This window comes from Fulvivirga imtechensis AK7 (assembly GCF_000331535.1).
In the GTDB taxonomy this organism is placed as follows: domain Bacteria; phylum Bacteroidota; class Bacteroidia; order Cytophagales; family Cyclobacteriaceae; genus Fulvivirga; species Fulvivirga imtechensis.
Genome location: NZ_AMZN01000044.1, coordinates 53,492 through 70,752 on the forward strand (window position 1 = coordinate 53,492; position 17,261 = coordinate 70,752).

Below are 17,261 nucleotides of genomic sequence, written 5' to 3' on the forward strand. Positions count from 1 at the left end.
ACCGAAATCCGAAGTGGTTGGTAACCAGTGATCGGTAATCGCTAATCAGTGGCCGAATGACATCGAGAACTGCAAACTATAAACTATAAACTATAAACTGAGAACTGAGAACTGAGAACTGAGAACTGAGAACTGTAAACTGAAATGCCCCTAGCAGCAAGACTAACAGATATGCACACATGCCCGATGCAAACACCGGGTGTACCACCCATACCTCATGTAGGAGGACCAGTTATTGGTCCGGGCGCGCCTACCGTTTTGATCGGAGGTATGCCGGCAGCAGTGATGGGCGATAGTTGCGTATGTGTGGGACCACCCGATACTATTGTAAAAGGGTCAAGCACGGTAATGATTGGTGGCAAGCCGGCAGCACGGCAGGGTGATACGACTGCCCATGGCGGGCAAATAGTAATAGGTTGTCCAACAGTAATGATTGGAGGATAAAATGGATCATGAAAACTCTTTTTTAGGACGCGGATGGGCTTTTCCTCCTGCTTTTGACACCAAATCGAAAAGAAGTATGATGGTGGAGGAAGAGGAGGATATCCGGCAAAGCCTTTTCATTATTATCTCCACTATCCCCGGAGAGCGGATCATGAATCCTAAGTTTGGGTGTGACCTTACCTCGTCTGTTTTTGATAATGTGGATAGCCTGGCCGTGAACAGGATGAAAGACCTGATCCGTACAGCGGTACTCAATTATGAGCCGAGAATTACCCTTCATGACGTAGTGGTAGACACCAGAGACTCGTTTGACGGAATAGTGAGGATAACACTCGACTATACCATTAGGAAGATCAATGTGCGAACTAATATTGTGTATCCATTCTATTTAAAGGAGGGTACCAATGTAACCGGTATGTAGGATAGATGAAAAGTGATCAGGAAAAGAAAATATTGTCCAATATTCAGGGTTCTTCCCAAGCCGACAGAACTAATACCATTCTGCATCATGATTATGTGAAGATCGATGAGCGTGCCCTGGCGGATTACCTGGCTTTTCTGTATGAGTATTCCGAATCCATCCGCTTTTATAACTTAAAAAATAAACCAGCGGGAGACTGGCAGCCGTTTTTGGGCAGCGACATAAGTGTTTTGTTGTCGCGGATAGCCATTATCTCTCCCCAAAAGCTGGACAGCCGGTTTCATGAACTGCTGTATCAGTTTGAAAATGAGCTGGATGAGCATAAATCTCATGAGCTTTTCCTTCAGCTTTACTATGAGGTTTTTAATCTCGTAAGGATGTTTGACGAATGGTACAGAGTGGCTCACGAATACAATGCAACTGGCAGCGACAGCGCTTTGGGTGGTATAGTCCAAAATGCTATTGAATACCGGCTGAGCAAGAAATTCAGGCGGCTACAGACACTGATTACTCGTTACAACAGTATGGGCATCGGGGCAGGGTTGGATGCGGAAGAAAATAAACTGGATAAGATCTGGTTTAGCACGCCTGCCGATGATGCTGAGGAATTGACAGGTGGGAGCCCCCGTGAGCAGCTTTCCGGTATGGTGAAGCAATTGACATTTGTTTTTAAGGACTTTTTAAGAGGGGTGACCAATATCGTGAATGCAGCTCCTCAGTTGCTGCTTAAATCATTAGAGCACGAGTACCATGCACCACAAAATGCGTTGCTCATCGCCTTTATCAGGCTACACGAACATGTGAAGAATGATCTTAACCAGCTCACTCGAAAGCATTTGGACTATTATTATTTTGAAAAACTACGCCAGTCGTTTCAGAATGCTATTCCCGACAGGGCGCACCTGCACTTTTCACTGGCAGATCATATAGATAAGTTTATAATAAAAAGAGGCACTTTGTTTGCCGCAGGTGTTGATGAAGATGGCTATGACTATCTGTATAGCGCAGACCATGACCTGGAGTTGAATAAAGCAGCGGTAACAGATATTAAAGTGTTGTATTTGTCCAAGAATCCACTCATTGCCGAGGGTGACAAGTATAAATTGACATCTAATATTTATCGGGCTGAGATAGGCTCTGCCGATGATGCGACTATAAAATTTGATAACTCATCATTGTCATTTCCAACCTTTGGTGAGGAACAATATGCGCTGGGCGAGAAAAAGCGGAGCATGCAGATGGCGGAAATTGGATTCGCATTGTCCACCCCGGTGCTGTTGCTTCGAGAGGGCAACCGAAGCGTAAATGTTGATCTTAAGTTCAACTTAAAATCAATGTCCTCTTTGGTTTCCTTCCTGGAAGATTTTTCCGTGGCTGAAAAGCTAAGTGCTGATGGCGCCTTTCACAAAGTATTTGCCAACGCCTTTAATATCCAACTGTCGTCAGAAGAAGGGTGGCATACCATAGAAAACTATAAAGTTGCACCCCAAAACAACTGGACTGACGGAGTGCTCCGTATTTCGTTTGAGCTGGACCTGGCCGCCCCTGCAATCGTTCCGTTACTTGCAGAACATGTAGATCATAACAGGTATACCTCCAAATGGCCTGTGATGAAGATTGCATTAAGCATGGTAAGATCGATGTATGCTTATTCTTATTTGCGAGACCTGGTTGTGGAACAATGTGAAGTGAGCGTGAAAGTGAGCCGGATAACAGGAGTTCAGGCATTCAATAATTTAGGCAAGCTTGATGTCAGTAGTCCTTTTTATCCTTTCGGTACGGTTCCAAACCTGGGGTCATTTATGCTCATCGGTCATGATGAACTTTTTAAGAAACCCGTTAGTGATATTACTATTGATCTTGAATGGCATAATCTGCCACAACGTGAAGGTGGGTTCAAAGAGTATTACAGAAAGTACGACCCTAATATTGCTAACGAATCGTTCAAAGTATCTTTACGCGCCCTTTCCGGGTATGAATTTTTACCACGCTCCCCGGAGAAGACTCAGATTTTCAGCTTGTTTAAAACCAAACCTGTAAAAGCCGGTGAGGCTTCCCTTCATGAGGTGGCGGAGCGCAATACTATTGATCACGTAGATATCGATGCCCTGCAGATCAAACCGGATTTTAAAATGTTGGAGCTGCCGGATTATGATAACACTACCAGGGCCGGGTATCTGAAGCTGGAGTTGGTAGCGCCAAAGATGGGATTTGGACATGATATGTATGCTACGCTGTTTGCCAATGAAGTAATAGAAAAAACCAAACCTTCCAGCAAGGATGCATTGGACCTTCCAAATATTCCCTTTGCTCCTCAACTGCGATCGATACAACTAAGCTATCAGGCTTCATCTAAGATATACCTTGAAAAATCTGCCACCAGGCGCAGTAACCCTGAAGCGGATGAAAGATTTTACCACCTTCACCCCTTTGGCACCCGGACCATTTTTAAAAACAGCATACCTTATGATCATTTTCTGTTACCACAGTTTGATGATAACGGATACTTGTTTATCGGGCTCAGTGGAGTGCAACCGCCATCAAGTTTGACTTTATACTTTCTTCTGGAGCAACGGGCAGGTAACAATTTTGATATTGAAATTCCAACCGTTCACTGGCAATACCTGTCTGAAGACCGGTGGATAGATTTCAGTAAAAGCGATGTGATATTCGATACTACCAGTAATTTTACGGTTTCAGGTATTGTCAAGTTATTGTTGCCGGCCGACATCACGCAGGGTAACCATATTTTACCGGGCAATAAGCATTGGATATCTGCCCGGGTAGAGGGTGATGTAAACCTGTTATCTCGAACCAAAGCAGTCTTTACCCAGGCGCTGTCAGTTACATGGGTTCCGCACAGGGATGGAGCTCAATGGAAACAAAATATCCCGGCAGATACCATCCAGAGGCTGATACAGCCAAGGTCTGAAATTGCAGGCATCTTTCAACCGGCCACATCTTTTTCAGGATCACCACAAGAAGATCTAAAAAAATACTATGCCCGGGTCAGTGAGCGCCTGAGACATAAAAACAGGGCTGTAACGGCCTGGGATTACGAAAAGCTTATTTTAGAGAAGTTTCCTTTCATCGACAGGGTAAAGTGCATTACACCTATCGAGAGCAATGGCCGTGTGAAAGGAGGCGAGGTGGTAGTTGTGGTAGTACCGGCTATCGACAGGCAAAGTGAATTTTACCTGCCAAAGATCAACTACCATACCCTAACTGATATTCAACGTTATGTTTTATCCGTGGGGTCTTCATTTTTAAGTGTCAGAGTGGTAAATCCTATCTATGAGCAGGTAAAGATCAATTGCAAGATAAAATTTATTGACAATAACAAGAAGGGCGAATACCTGCAGCAGTTGCATGAAGACCTGAGAAGATTTATTTGTCCCTGGTTTTACTCTCCTTCCTCGCGGATGAATTTTGGAGGCGCCATCAGGCATGAGGAGGTACTTACTTTTTTGGAATCATTGGATTATATCACATTTATCACAAAATTGTCGGTGGTCATCGTCCATTATGACAATGAGGAGTATTCTCTTTCCGATTCTATGGATGAAAGTAAAACACTATATGCCAGCGCGCCCTGGTGTGTTTTAGCACCTATGGACAGGCACCAGATATCGATTCTGGAAAAAACTATCCATGAAACTCCTGAAAGAGCAGCCATTGAAAGCATGCGCCTGGGGGGCGACTTTGTGGTGACGGGTGAGCGGCAGGATGACCTCGGTGAAGATTTTCCTCCCTATAGGAAGGGTGACGATAAAGATTATTTTGTAGTAGAAATTGACATATGATTTAAATGAATAGCTTATGCCGATATACAACCGCACTACGCTGAAGAATTTTTTCAAGAATGGTACAAACCCAACGGAGGTTCACTTTTCTGACTTGATAGATTCGACCATCAACAAAATAGATGATGGTTTTGCCAAAAGTATTGAGGATGGCTTACAGCTTTCACCTCTGGGCGAATCCAACCGGCTAATGAGCTTTTATGAAAATGTACGAGATAAGCAGCCGGACTGGCAATTGGTGATCAACCCTAAAGAACAGGTGAAAGGGTTATCCGTTACGCAGGGAGAGGATCGGCACAGGTTGTTCTTTCAAAGAAACGGGCATATTGGAGTTGGTACATTATTTCCGAGAACAAGGTTGGATGTAAATGGAACCAGCCGCTCACAGGCGCGAATAGGTGCTTACTCCAGTGGTATGGTGCCAGCGGATGGAAACTGGCATCCGATTATTGAAAGGCTCACTGACTGTCACGCTTTTGAGATCATGGCTAAAGCCGCGGCAGGCAAAGGCCGCGGTAAATATGCAATGGCACACGCTATGGCCATCAGCGCTTATGGCAGCTCCTCCAGCAAGATAAAGGTGACACAATCTTGGTATGGCAGCTTCTGGAACAGGATCAAATTTAGGTGGAGAGGGGAGCCGGCAAATTACCGCCTCGAGATGAAAACCCGGAGTCATTATGGCATGAACGGGGATAAGCCATATTACATTCAATTTCATACCTGTAGCCTGTGGGATGATAAATTATTTGCAAAAAAATAAGTACAATAACCATTAAAAGCTGACCTCCATTTATGGCTGAGCCAAAATCAATAGCGCGCGACCCCAACCTGCCGAAGAGCATGGACTACCAGGCACTTCGTAAGGAGGGGATTGCCTATTTGCAGCAGCTTTCCGGGAAAATATGGACAGACTATAATGAACATGATCCGGGAGTGACTATCCTGGAACAGATCTGCTTTGCGCTCACTGATGTTGCTTATCGTACCAACATAAGTATCGAAAAACTGCTTTTTTACGATGACGACTACAAAACAGTTTCCGATTCGAATGCACTTTTTGGGCCTAATGAGATTTTGCCGTGCGGCCCGCTGACACTAACTGACTATCGGATCCTGGTCATTGATAAGATCAGAGAGGTAAATAATGCCTGGCTCGAACCTGTGGAAGAAAATAAACTTGGAATTTCAGGTCTCTATAATGTAGTAGTACAGATCTCGAATGAAGTACCCGAAGATGATTACCAACATGTAAAAGATAAGGTGAGGCGGCTTTTCGCGGCCAGCAGAAATCTATGCGAAGACATTAATGAGGTAACAATACTGGTACCCATGCCGGTAAGCATTAACGCTAACATAGATATAAGCTCGGATGCTGTAGGTGAGGAGGTATTGTCAGAGCTGTTTTATCATATTGATCAGTATTTTAATCCAGCCGTACAATTCCATACATTTGAAGAGCTGACAGAAAAGGGGATGCCGATCGAAAAGATATTTGAAACACCATCATTCGATCATGGCTTTATTGTTCCTGGCGAGCTATATCTGAAAAATGATGAATTTTATGTTACTAAAATAGCTGAAATAATCTCCTCTATCCCTGGAATTCGTAATGTGCAGGATCTGGCTATTAAAAAAAATGGAATTAAAGTTTACGGAAACTCCATTAACATAGAACCGGGATATTTTGCCCACCTGGATGTCAGTTATATGGAATCCATTGAGATAACCAAGGGCGGTATTTCATATGAGTATGACAGATCTATTGCCCGGCACCTCTACGAGGTAAAGCTGGATAAACATAAAAGCGCTAATGAAGCCCGGTTTAAATGGCAGTTTGACAAAACAGTAAAGCCTTTTTCTTTTAGCCAGATATCAGATTTTACATCTATACAGAATACACTGCCCGGGATCTACGGTGTGGGTAGATATGGATTGCCCGATGATGCGAATGAGGAAAGGAAGGCTAAAGCCCGGCAACTCAAAGGGTATTTGCTAATGTTTGACCAGATATTGGCTAACCATTTGGTGCAATTGGAGAAAGTGAAGAACCTGTTCTCTATAGATGATCATCATCCACATACTTACTATGCCCAGTTGCCGGCCGATTTCCCTGACCTGGGAGAATTACTGAAAGATCCTGCACCTGAAGCCGTGCTGAGAGTAATGAGCGGATTTGATGAGTATCTTGACCGGAAAAACAGGATACTCGATCACCTGTTGGCCAGGTTTGGTGAACGCTTTTCTGCTGACGTTAGCGGTAAGGTGAAAAACCTCTTTGGCGAAATGTCGAAAGACGAGGTGGAACAGGAGATAATACGGTTGAAGTCAGAGTTTTTAAGGAACTATGTTCGCATGAGCCGGGATCGGGCGCAAGCGTTCAATTACCTCGAAAATTCAATAGATCAGGCCAATGTGCCTACTTTCAGGAGACGCATCAGCTTCTTGTTAAATATTAAAGACCACCGTCAGCGTTCATTGATCAACCATCATTCTCAGATTAAAGTAGATATTCATGAACCGGGAAGCAGAGGCATCAGTAGCGCCAGGGCTGACATGGGTCAGGGTCAGGAAATTCACTATAGACAAGCCGAAGAAACGCAGGGTAAGGCCACTTTTTTAGTAAAGGACAGGAAGACCCTGGAATACCTGCTTCTCAGGGGAGGCAGCAAGTCTAATTACCACATTGTGTCCGCTTCCGATTCAAAATACCTGGTGCTTTTTTATACTCAGAAGAAGGAATTTCCGGTGAAGGTGGCGGAGGCAGATTCTGCAGAGAAGGCTCAAAAACTCATTAGAAAGCTAGTGGCCTGGTTTAATGAAGTAAGTAGTAAAAGTGAAGGATTTCATGTGGTAGAACATATATTGTTGAGGCCTTATGGCATAGATGAATTTCATTTTCAGATACTTGACAGAGACGATGCCATATTATTTGATAGTATAGAGTCTCACACATACGAGGAACAAAAACTACGAGCAGAAGATGCTCTGGTAGCGGGGTGCGACAAAGCTAATTATAAAAGAGTGCAGGTGAGATCAGGAAAGCATGTCATAATTTTAAGAGACAGGCATAACAGGGAGCTGGCGAGGCTAAAAGGCGAATTGCCTTCCGAAGAGGGAGCAGCAAGAAAGGTAGACGACCTCGTGAAATACTTTAAAGAGCTGGAAAAGGATAATACTGTCAATCAGAAGAAGCTGGTGTTCACAGCGGTGAAGGTAGAACAGCGCAAGGTAAGTAAGGATTTCTATAATGCTAAAATGAGCATTATCCTACCCGCATGGATAGCGCGTTTTCAAAATGAAGAATTCAGGTTGTTGCTCCGTAATAGCCTGAGACAAAGCATTCCGGCGCATATTTCGACCAGCTTCATCTGGCTGGATATCGAAGGAATGAAAAACTTTGAATCCGTTCAAAAGCAGTGGCTAGAGCTCAGGCAGCACCTGAATTATGATTGGAAAAAGCTGAATTCACTTTCTGCTAAATTGATCAACATTTTAACGGCATCGGAATATGGCAGAGCATAGCAACCATGGTCACGATCGCATCGTCAATCCATTTCCCGGGTTGAGGCCTTATGGAAAAGAGGAGTGCCAATATTACTACTCTTATGGCTACCGGACCGATGATGTACTGTCGAGGCTTCGGGCCAACAAATTTCTCACGCTGGTGGGGGAGCCTGGTAGCGGAAAGGCCTCATTGGTCAACTGTGCTATCATCCCAACGCTCATGGAAGGATTTGCCGGCAAAGGAGGGAATGAGTGGAATTATATCACATTGAGACCAGGAACCAACCCATTGAAAAACCTTGCGCAGGCGCTTGCCCACTCCAAGGTATTTCTAAAAGGAGGTAAAATAGAGCCCAACTTTGCCGATCAACTGGAAGAAGCATTGAGAGAGAATGTGCAAGGGTTACTGCAGGTATTTGAAAAGTACCGGCTGGAAGAAGAGCATAATTTGCTCATTGTGATCGATGACTTTGAGGATATTTTCGCTTACCAGGAGCTATATGTTAACCCGGAAGACACACTGCTCTTTATCAACCTGATACTCAAATTTATCAGACGCAGCAATTTTCCCGTCTACATAGTCATATCGCTGTCTTCGGATTTCCTGAGTGAATCCTCGCAATACCCCGGCTTGCCCGAAATGATCAACGACAGCCAGTACATGCTTCCGAAAATGGATGGCACACTGCTGAGAAAGGTGCTGGCTCATGCATTTACCAGCAGCGGGATCAGGGCTGATCAGGAGTTGATTAACACTATCGTTCATGATTTCAGTACGTTTCAAGCCAACAATTATCAGTTGCAGTATGTGCTCAAATCAATGGTTGACCTGTGGCTTGGTGAGGCTCAAAATGCGGATAAAGTTCTGGGTGTTAAATATTATGACAAAGCCGGAGGACTCGACAAGGCTATTGAACGGACGGCTGAGAGTATCTATTCCAAACTTACAAAAAAGCAAAAGAGAATATGTACCTACCTTTTCAGGTGTGTAACCTTATCCGGTGAAAACAGCAGAACGAGAGCGGTAGTGGTGGAGGATGTCAGTCAAATAGCCAAATGCAACGTAGAGGAGGTGGTAGAGGTGATCAACTATTTCGGATATGAGCAACTGGAGCTTATCGAAGTCATTGAAAGTTACGACATTGAAGAAAGGCTTGACTCCCTTGACGAGTTGCTCAACAATCCGTTTTCATTGGTAAACAGGTATTCGAAGATCACTTTACGAAATATCGAGTTGGTAGAGTGTTGGTCGCGCTTGAAACGCTGGGTGGAAGAGGAAAACAAAAGTGCAGATATATATCTGAGACTTGTGAACTCTGCTTTACTGCACAGGCAGGGAAAGAAAGGCTTCTTCATGAATCCTGAACTAGAAGCGGCACTGGACTGGTACAGAAGAGAAAATCCGGGCGAGGCATGGGCAGCACGGTATGAACCCAATTTTACTGATGCCGTGGAGTATCTGTTTGCCAGCGAGCAAAATCATCAGCACCAGCTACGACAAGAGCGATTAAGGCAGGAGCAAAAGGTAAAACGCGACAAGCAGTTCAGATGGGTGTTGATAATAGCGAGTATTATCTCTTTGGCGCTGGCAGGGTGGGCTTACAATGAAAGAATGCACGAAAAAAAGTTAGGCGTTAGGTTAAATTATGTTCAGGATCTTGACTCACTTCGGGTGATATATATAGATGCCTTACAAGACATGGATTCTGCCCATATTGATCAGCTCAGATTTAAGGTAAGAAGCCTATCGCAAAACAGAGTTTCGTCAATGGATGAGATACTGCAATATGCGGAGTCAATGATAGAAAGAGATTCGCTTTGTAAAAAAAGTTTAAAAGCACAGATAGTGAGGGTAGAGGCGGCTTTGATGTTCTGGAGCCAGAACTGGAATAATATGGACGAGGTCAATGAAGACAGCGCTGTTGCAGTGCACCGAACTTTTTTTACCAATTTCTGCGAAACGCTGCGATTTCATTGTGGAGATCAATGGGTAAATCTGACTTCCATCAATTATAAATGTGACGCTTTGCAAAAATAATGTTAGGAGGATACGGGCTGTGATAGGGACTTTTTCACAGCCTCGGCTTGCTCCCGGAAGCTAACTGTCATTTTCTTTCTTAAACTCCTCAATTTTGTTAAGAAAGGTAATGGCTTTCTGCAATTTTTCAGCACCAAAAAATTTATCTGTCCGTTTGGCCCAATGGTCGGTACTGCTGTGGGGAGAAAGCTTAATAAACAAATAAATAGCGAATGCGGTCAGCGCTGCCACTATAGCTACCTGAATAACCCAAAACAAAGGACTAGCGTTGGTAATTAGTTCCTGACTGTACCACCATGTGCAGTAGAATGGTGTTTGTAATAGTAGTATTCTCCCGACATTAATATAAGATGTATTTACCCTGGCCAGCTTTTGTTGTGTTTTGATGATACTTTCTGCTATATCAATGCTTCCCAGAATTGCCAGATGTTGCAGATACGCGATCACGGCAAAAACATTGAAAAGGATGATCAGGCCTGCTGAAATGGTGAAATAAATATTGCCGCGGATGTTAAAAACGAGAAATCCCAGGAAAATAACCCATGCTATGCCCAAAAGCATAACAACAACATGCCCTTTCATAAACGAGCGTATAATTGATCCCGCTCTTTCGCTTTGTAGGGTCTTTAGCTGTTGATAATTGATTTCCAACAGCCGGTTTAGCTTCTGATCATACGTTTTCCACACACTTTTTAATTCCAGTTCATTCATAATATTATTCGTTTATTAGTGAAAATTGCTGCTTTAACTTTTTCTTAATGCGCCCGATCTTGGTGGCTACATTGGTCTCTGAAATGCCCAATACTTCTGCCATTTCTTTATAACTGCTGTCATCCAGGTATAGTAGCATGAGGGCTCTGTTTAATTCATCTAATTCATTAATAAAATGATACAGCCATTTTATATTTTCCTCCCGTTCACTCTGCTCTTCTCCGGCTGGTATGTTAATGATAGTTGATGTGATTGGCGATGAAGGTGTTTTCCTTTCTTTTCTGTAATAAGATATTGCCACATTCAAAGCGATGCGGTACATCCAGGTAGATATCTTATATTGGCTATCATAGTTAGCAAAGGATCTCCATAGTTGTATGATCATCTCCTGCACGAGGTCCTTTCTTTCTTCAGTATCTGTACAGTATGAGTTAGCCACTTTATAGATGATCCCTTTGTTCCGTTCAATCAGATCTACAAATGCTTTGTCTTTATCTAGTGAATCCATATGCAACCGGCAATAGCTAAATAAATATATTTACACACTATTATTCGCAGGTTGATGGAAATAATCACACTAACGTGAAAAATCTTTTCAAAGCTGATGCTGAGCTGCCGTTTAAAATTGGTATGTACTGTAGATATTCATGTTTAAACGCAAAATTTTCTAACCATTATCTTTTAAATTTTTAAGTCAATATGCTTATATTGATTGATTAAATATTTTTTGAATTATCATGGAAGAAACCAAATCAGCCACTATTGAAAAACTGATCAATGAGGGAAACATTATTATAGAGGAAAAATATGCCAGGGCTTACTATTCCAGGTCATTGAAGGTTGTGGGCGTGGTGTGGGACGGTATTTTTACCAAAGAGCAATACATGGATTTTTTTGATCGCCTACTTGAGTTCGGGCGAAAAAATCAGGTGATAGGATTCTTTTCCGATATCAGAAAACAAGGTGTCGTACCTGTAGATGCCAGAAAGTATTTTGAAAAGCACGTATCTCCGGAAGCACAGCGGCTGGGTATTAATAAAACAGGCGTGGTGTCGGATGCATCTCCTTTTAAGAAGTACTATTTGAATACCATTATCAAAATGACAGGCCGGCCCGCTAAGATTTGTTCGGACCCGAATGATGCGTTAAGCTATGTGCTTGGTGAATAGGCTCTGTGCATTGATACTGTATTTATAGGGCAGGCATCTGTTCCTTATAGTACTTGTTTCTGTATTCCAAAGGTGTAAGGCCGGTGATCTTTTTAAAAACAGAACGAAAAGCCTTGTTATCAGTATAGCCTACATCGAACATTACCTCAGTGATATTTTTACGGCTCATTTCAAAACTACGTTTGGCAGCTTCTATTTTTATTCTCTGGATGTACTCTGAAATAGTGTTATTAGTGGCCTTTTTAAACCTTCTTTCAAAGCTTCTTCTGCTTACCGCCAGCATATCCGATAGCTGATCTACGGTTATTTTTTCCTGATAGTTATCCTCTATAAACTGCTGTGCCCTTTTCACGTCCTCATCATTGTGCCCTTTCTGGCCATTGAACATCATAAAGGGGGCCTGACTATCTCGGTCGATATCAATGGCGAAATACTTAGAAGCCAGAATGGCCGTATCGCGATCAGTGTATTTCTCGACAAGGTACAGCAGCAGATTCCAGTAGGAGTTGGCTCCACCACTCGAATATAGTCCCTGCTGTTCTGTGATGATACTTCCGTCTGCCACCTGTACTTCTGGAAACATGCTTCTGAATTCGTTGGCAAAAGCCCAGTGGGTAGAGCATTGTTTCCCATCCAGCAAGCCAGTGGAGGCCAATAAAAATGCGCCGACACAAAGTGAGGCTACTTCAGCCCCACGGTTGTGATGACTGGTTATCCAGGGGATAGCATCCCGGTTCTTTTCTACTGCCAGCTTCATGTCTCCAAACAATGCGGGGATCACAATGAGATCGGTTTTCTGAACTTCATGAAGAAGCTTGTCCACATGTACGGAATAAAGGCCGCCATCAAGCCGCACTTCCCTGGATAGTCCGACAAGTTGCACTTCGAAGAGTGGAGGCTTTCCTGCTGCCTGTAGAAATTGATTTGTTGCGGTAAATAAGTAACGAGGATCGGCTATCGCCTCCATTACCGCCAACTCAGGAACCAGAACAGATACATTTTTCATATTATAGTATTGAGATATTAGTATTAAGACCGGGTATCTCATTTTGCCGTTCTTTTGCTCTCCTGCCTTATTGATCAGTGTTGGGTGTTTTTCACTGTTCATTGTCAGGATAGCTTTACTAGTCCCTCCAGGCTTAGTAAAGCAGGCTTTTTGTTACTCCGTACTCAATTCTCTCAACTAAGTACTCATGACTTATGGCCATTTCATGTTATAAAAGTAATGATTTGAAGTGACGCCAACAACCCCCTAAACTGGCGTTTTCACACCCTTTATCTCTTACGGCATCCCTTTAACTTTGTTTTGTTGATCAAGGGGAATTAAATGACGCAGCTTATAACATATCTAACATTTAACGGCAACTGCAGCGAGGCAATGAGCTTTTATCAGGAGTGCCTCGGTGGAGAGCTTTATCTGCAGAAAATAGAAGACTCGCCTATGGCTGATAAGCTGCCGCAGGATATGCGAGAGTGTATACTGCATTCTTCCTTGCAAAAGGGAAACCTCATACTCATGGCCACAGATATGGTAGGTGATGAGGGGTTGATCAGGGGCAATGCGGTGTCGGTATTGATACAGTGTAGCAGCGAGCAGGAAATGCGATCCTACTACGACAGGTTATCAGTCGGAGGGCAAAAAACCTATCCTATAGAAAACACGATGTGGGGTACGCTTTTCGGAGAGTTGATTGATCGATACGGAAATCATTGGCTTCTGAAATATGGCGAATATTAAAAAACTGTGTCATGCGGGGTCGACATAAAATTGAACATTAACAAAAAAAATAAATAAGATCATGCGTAAAGAAAAAACAATTTATTGGATTGCAACAGGGATCATCTTCCTGTTCGAAGCGGTGATGCCCGCATTGACATCACATACTGAGTTGGCTGTGGAAGGAATCAGGCATCTCGGATATCCCGATTATTTCAGGATACAGCTCACAGTGTTTAAAGTTCTGGGAGGGCTGGCGCTGATACTTCCTATGGTGCCGGCACGTGTTAAGGAGTGGGCATATGCCGGGTTTAGTATCACCTTTATATCTGCTTTTGTCGGACATTGGGTGGTGGATGGTCTTGGTATTCAAACTATTTTTCCGCTGATCATCTTCGGAATAATGATATTATCATACCAGTATTATCACAAAATCAAAGATCAAAAGAGCATAGCGCTGAAGCAGATGACAGCTTAAATGATTAAACAGTACAGATATGAAAAAACAGACATTAAAATTATCAATAGATATAGCAGCTCCAAAACAAAAAGTGTGGGATGTGCTGCTACAGGATGAAACCTATCGCCTATGGACTTCTGTATTTCACCCTGGATCTTATGCCGAAGGCGGCTGGGATGAAGGCAGCAGAGTGTATTTTAAAGGCCCGGAAGGGGATGGTCTGGTAAGCAGGGTGCTTGTTCATAAACCCAATGACACTATATCATTCGAACACCTGAATGTACTGGTCAAAGGCAAAGAAAACAGAGATCACCCGGAAGCTGCGAAATGGAAAGGGTTGACGGAGACTTATTACGTCACAGAGCAGCCTGGGGGTACCCATCTGGCGATCGCGCAGGATATCACCCCTGAATATGCAGAGCATTTCAATGACACATGGCAAAAGGCGCTCAAAAAAGTCAAGGAACTGGCTGAGCGGTAAAAGTGCCAGTGAGAGGAAACTACCTGTTGTTGGTGTTTTTCACCAGCAACAGCCTTTTACTTTGAGGCTAAAACAACATTTAGCAATAAATATCAAAAATAGTCTGCTGCGGAGGTATATTTTTGTGCGGTGGAATTGTTAAAGAACGAATACGAGCAAAGAGTTGAAAAAGCTGTCAGGTTTATTGAAGACAACCTGACAGCAAGACTCACACTTGAGCGAATCGCTGAACAGGCTTCTTTCTCCAAATACCACTTCCTTCGCATTTTCTCAACGGTCACTGGTGAGACAGTCGGTAGCTATGTCAGAAAAAGGAGGATCACCCGGTCGGCTGATGTATTGATTAGCACTAACCAACCGATACTCTCCATAGCCCTCGACTATCAATTCGACTCCCAGGAAGCTTACACCCGTTCCTTCAAGGCTGTTTATAAAACAACACCCGGTCAATATCGGAAAAAAGGTATCGATCAAATAGCCTTTCGGCAAAACGAACTATCTGAAAAACGACTTAACCATTTGAAAACCAATATTTCACGGGAAGCTGAGGTCATAGACATGCAGGCGAAAAGCCTGATTGGGATGTCCATCGAAACATCCCTGAACAATAATCGCATCCCTGAGTTATGGTCGAAATTCATGAGCCGGATACATGAAATTAAGAGTAACAAGCAGACAGGAAGGTATGGTTTTCAGCGTTACAACGCGGATATGGAGATTGGAGACCTGACGGAAGATATGCCATTTGAAGACTGGGCCACTGTAGAAGTAAGAGATTTCCATAATGTTCCCCCGGGAATGAAATCTCATACCCTGGCAGGAGGGAAATACGCCCGGTTTATTCATAGAGGCGGTGTGCGTGGCTTTCAAATGTCGCTGGACTATATTTATAGTACCTGGTTTCCGGCGTCAGGCTATGAGCCCGGCAAGAGAGAAGCTTTTCAAAGATATGGAGAAAGATTTTTTGGCCCTGATCACCCTAAATCCGAACTCGAAGTGTATGTGCCGATAGAGCCGGTAAAAAGTGCCATGAAATGATCATAAGGCTAAGCTCAGATGGCTATGGGTACAGGCCCCTGGTACCGGGGCCGCAATGTTATTAAGTTAAGGATGTCATCCCGAGGCTTCCAAGGAGGGATCTATGTACAAGAAACTGCTTTAAAGATGCATAAATCTCTCCCTTGGGGTCCCCGAGGGCAAGCTCGAGACAGGCGAGATGACCGTGCTTCTTAGAAGAGATTTTTCTTAACTTAATAGCATTGACCGGGGCTGGCACAGGGATGAATAGTAGGCAGTTGGAAAATTGAAGTGGGCAGGGAGAGTCAATTCGCATTAAGTCGTGCTGCACTAATGCACTTCGGACTTCCGGCTTCGGTCTTCAAGCTATTTCAAGACTCAATACTCAGTACTCAAGACTAATATATGAACAGAGTTTTTATCGATAGTGAAAATTTCCAGGGAGTTGACTATACAGAGATCCCCCTGCCCAAAGGCGATTACGAAAATTGCACATTCGTCAATTGCACCTTTTCCAATTCAGATCTGTCTGCAATTAATTTTGTAGCGTGTGAATTTGAAAACTGTGACTTAAGTATGGCTATAGTAGATAATACCGCCTTTAAAGAAGTTGTCTTTGACGGTTGTAAGCTACTTGGAGTCCGGTTTGATAACTGTAACAGCTTTTTGCTCTCGCTCAAGTTTAGCGACTGTTACCTTCACCTGGCTTCATTCTACAAGTTGAAGTTAAAAGGTATAGCATTCCATCGGTGTAGTCTGCAAGAGGTGGATTTTGCGCAAGCAGAGCTTTCAAATGCCGTTTTTAATGACTGTGACCTGCTAAATGCAACTTTTGAAAGCACTAATCTTGAAAAAGCAGACCTGAGGACAGCCTCTAATTATGTGCTGGACCCCGAATTAAACCGCATCAAAGGAGCTAAATTTTCAATGCCTGCAGTTGTTGGTCTGCTAAGTAAGTATGACATCAAAATTGACCTGTAAATATGGAGCCGCGCATTGAAATGTTGTCAGAAAGAAAGCTCGTGGGTATATCAGCTCAAATGTCTCTGGCAAAAGATAAAACCGTAGAGTTGTGGAGCAGCTTCATGCCGGTGAGAAAACTTATTAAAAACAAGGCAGGCACTTATTTTTACTCCATGCAGGTGTATGACAAGTCGCTCTCCTTTAGCGACTTCAACCCACAAACAGCGTTTACCAAATGGGCAGCCATAGAAGTGAGTAATTTTGATAAGATCCCTGACTGCCTGCAGGCTTACACTTTACAAGGAGGTCTGTACGCTGTATTCACCTATAAAGGGCGGGCCAGAGATTTTGCTGCTACCTGGCAATATATTTTTGGCCAGTGGCTACCTGCATCAGCATATGAGCTGGATCAAAGAGAGCATTTCGAATTGTTAGATGAAAAATACGATCCTAACGATCCTGAGTCAGAGGAAGAGGTGTGGATACCCATAAGGAAGCGATGAGGGTGAGGATAAATAATTGGAGAACTT

The 17,261-nt window shown here is 43.4% G+C and carries 16 protein-coding genes; 13 read left to right on the forward strand and 3 right to left on the reverse strand.

What is annotated here, in order from left to right; translation table 11 throughout:
• Positions 1-144 precede the first annotated feature (144 nt).
• Genes C900_RS12740 through C900_RS12765 form a run of 6 tightly spaced genes read left to right on the forward strand, consistent with a single transcriptional unit; the run spans position 145 to position 10,213 of the window.
• Complete coding sequence (locus tag C900_RS12740) at positions 145-444, forward strand: PAAR domain-containing protein (RefSeq protein ID WP_040496702.1); 300 nt, start codon at positions 145-147, stop codon at positions 442-444.
• On the forward strand, positions 434-865 hold the full coding sequence (locus C900_RS12745) for a GPW/gp25 family protein (protein WP_245558428.1): 432 nt from the start codon (positions 434-436) through the stop codon (positions 863-865). Before C900_RS12740 ends, C900_RS12745 begins: the two co-directional genes overlap by 11 nt.
• A 5-nt stretch (positions 866-870) precedes the next feature.
• Complete coding sequence (locus C900_RS12750; protein ID WP_009580340.1) at positions 871-4,668, forward strand: baseplate J/gp47 family protein; 3,798 nt, start codon at positions 871-873, stop codon at positions 4,666-4,668.
• A 16-nt stretch (positions 4,669-4,684) separates the two neighbouring features.
• The gene (locus tag C900_RS12755; RefSeq protein ID WP_009580341.1) at positions 4,685-5,431 is read left to right on the forward strand and encodes a hypothetical protein; all 747 of its coding nucleotides are present in this window, start codon (positions 4,685-4,687) and stop codon (positions 5,429-5,431) included.
• A gap of 32 nt (positions 5,432-5,463) precedes the next feature.
• Positions 5,464-8,193 carry a hypothetical protein gene (locus C900_RS12760; protein ID WP_009580342.1) on the forward strand — a complete coding sequence of 910 codons (2,730 nt, stop codon included), beginning with the start codon at positions 5,464-5,466 and terminating at the stop codon, positions 8,191-8,193.
• Positions 8,180-10,213 (forward strand): nSTAND1 domain-containing NTPase, encoded by a 2,034-nt coding sequence (locus tag C900_RS12765; RefSeq protein WP_009580343.1) that lies wholly within the window; start codon positions 8,180-8,182, stop codon positions 10,211-10,213. The genes C900_RS12760 and C900_RS12765 overlap by 14 nt, the downstream gene beginning before the upstream one ends.
• Positions 10,214-10,273: 60 nt before the next feature.
• Here C900_RS12765 and C900_RS12770 read toward each other — a convergent pair whose 3' ends face one another.
• Both C900_RS12770 and C900_RS12775 read right to left on the reverse strand, forming a co-directional pair.
• Positions 10,274-10,924, reverse strand: a complete 651-nt coding sequence (locus tag C900_RS12770; RefSeq protein WP_009580344.1) for a hypothetical protein — start codon at positions 10,922-10,924, stop codon at positions 10,274-10,276.
• Between the two features lie 4 nt (positions 10,925-10,928).
• Entirely contained in the window at positions 10,929-11,432 is a 504-nt protein-coding gene (locus C900_RS12775; RefSeq protein WP_009580345.1) for an RNA polymerase sigma factor, read from the reverse strand.
• A 229-nt stretch (positions 11,433-11,661) separates the two neighbouring features.
• Here C900_RS12775 and C900_RS12780 point away from each other — a divergent pair, with 229 nt between their 5' ends.
• Positions 11,662-12,093 (forward strand): hypothetical protein, encoded by a 432-nt coding sequence (locus C900_RS12780; RefSeq protein ID WP_009580346.1) that lies wholly within the window; start codon positions 11,662-11,664, stop codon positions 12,091-12,093.
• 22 nt (positions 12,094-12,115) lie between these two features.
• Here the strand turns inward: C900_RS12780 and C900_RS12785 are convergent, their stop codons facing one another.
• Entirely contained in the window at positions 12,116-13,099 is a 984-nt protein-coding gene (locus tag C900_RS12785) for a GlxA family transcriptional regulator (RefSeq protein ID WP_040496727.1), read from the reverse strand.
• Between the two features lie 321 nt (positions 13,100-13,420).
• Between C900_RS12785 and C900_RS12790 the strand changes: the two genes are divergently transcribed.
• From C900_RS12790 to C900_RS12815, 6 genes are all read left to right on the forward strand, one after another.
• A complete protein-coding gene (locus C900_RS12790) occupies positions 13,421-13,831 on the forward strand; it encodes a VOC family protein (RefSeq protein ID WP_040496703.1) in 411 nt (136 codons plus the stop codon).
• 61 nt (positions 13,832-13,892) lie between these two features.
• A complete protein-coding gene (locus C900_RS12795; RefSeq protein ID WP_009580349.1) occupies positions 13,893-14,288 on the forward strand; it encodes a DoxX family protein in 396 nt (131 codons plus the stop codon).
• Between the two features lie 19 nt (positions 14,289-14,307).
• Entirely contained in the window at positions 14,308-14,751 is a 444-nt protein-coding gene (locus C900_RS12800; RefSeq protein WP_009580350.1) for an SRPBCC family protein, read from the forward strand.
• Between the two features lie 129 nt (positions 14,752-14,880).
• Complete coding sequence (locus C900_RS12805; protein WP_009580351.1) at positions 14,881-15,789, forward strand: AraC family transcriptional regulator; 909 nt, start codon at positions 14,881-14,883, stop codon at positions 15,787-15,789.
• A 384-nt stretch (positions 15,790-16,173) separates the two neighbouring features.
• The gene (locus tag C900_RS12810) at positions 16,174-16,749 is read left to right on the forward strand and encodes a pentapeptide repeat-containing protein (protein ID WP_040496705.1); all 576 of its coding nucleotides are present in this window, start codon (positions 16,174-16,176) and stop codon (positions 16,747-16,749) included.
• Between the two features lie 2 nt (positions 16,750-16,751).
• Entirely contained in the window at positions 16,752-17,234 is a 483-nt protein-coding gene (locus C900_RS12815) for a GyrI-like domain-containing protein (RefSeq protein WP_009580353.1), read from the forward strand.
• The last annotated feature ends 27 nt before the right edge of the window (positions 17,235-17,261 follow it).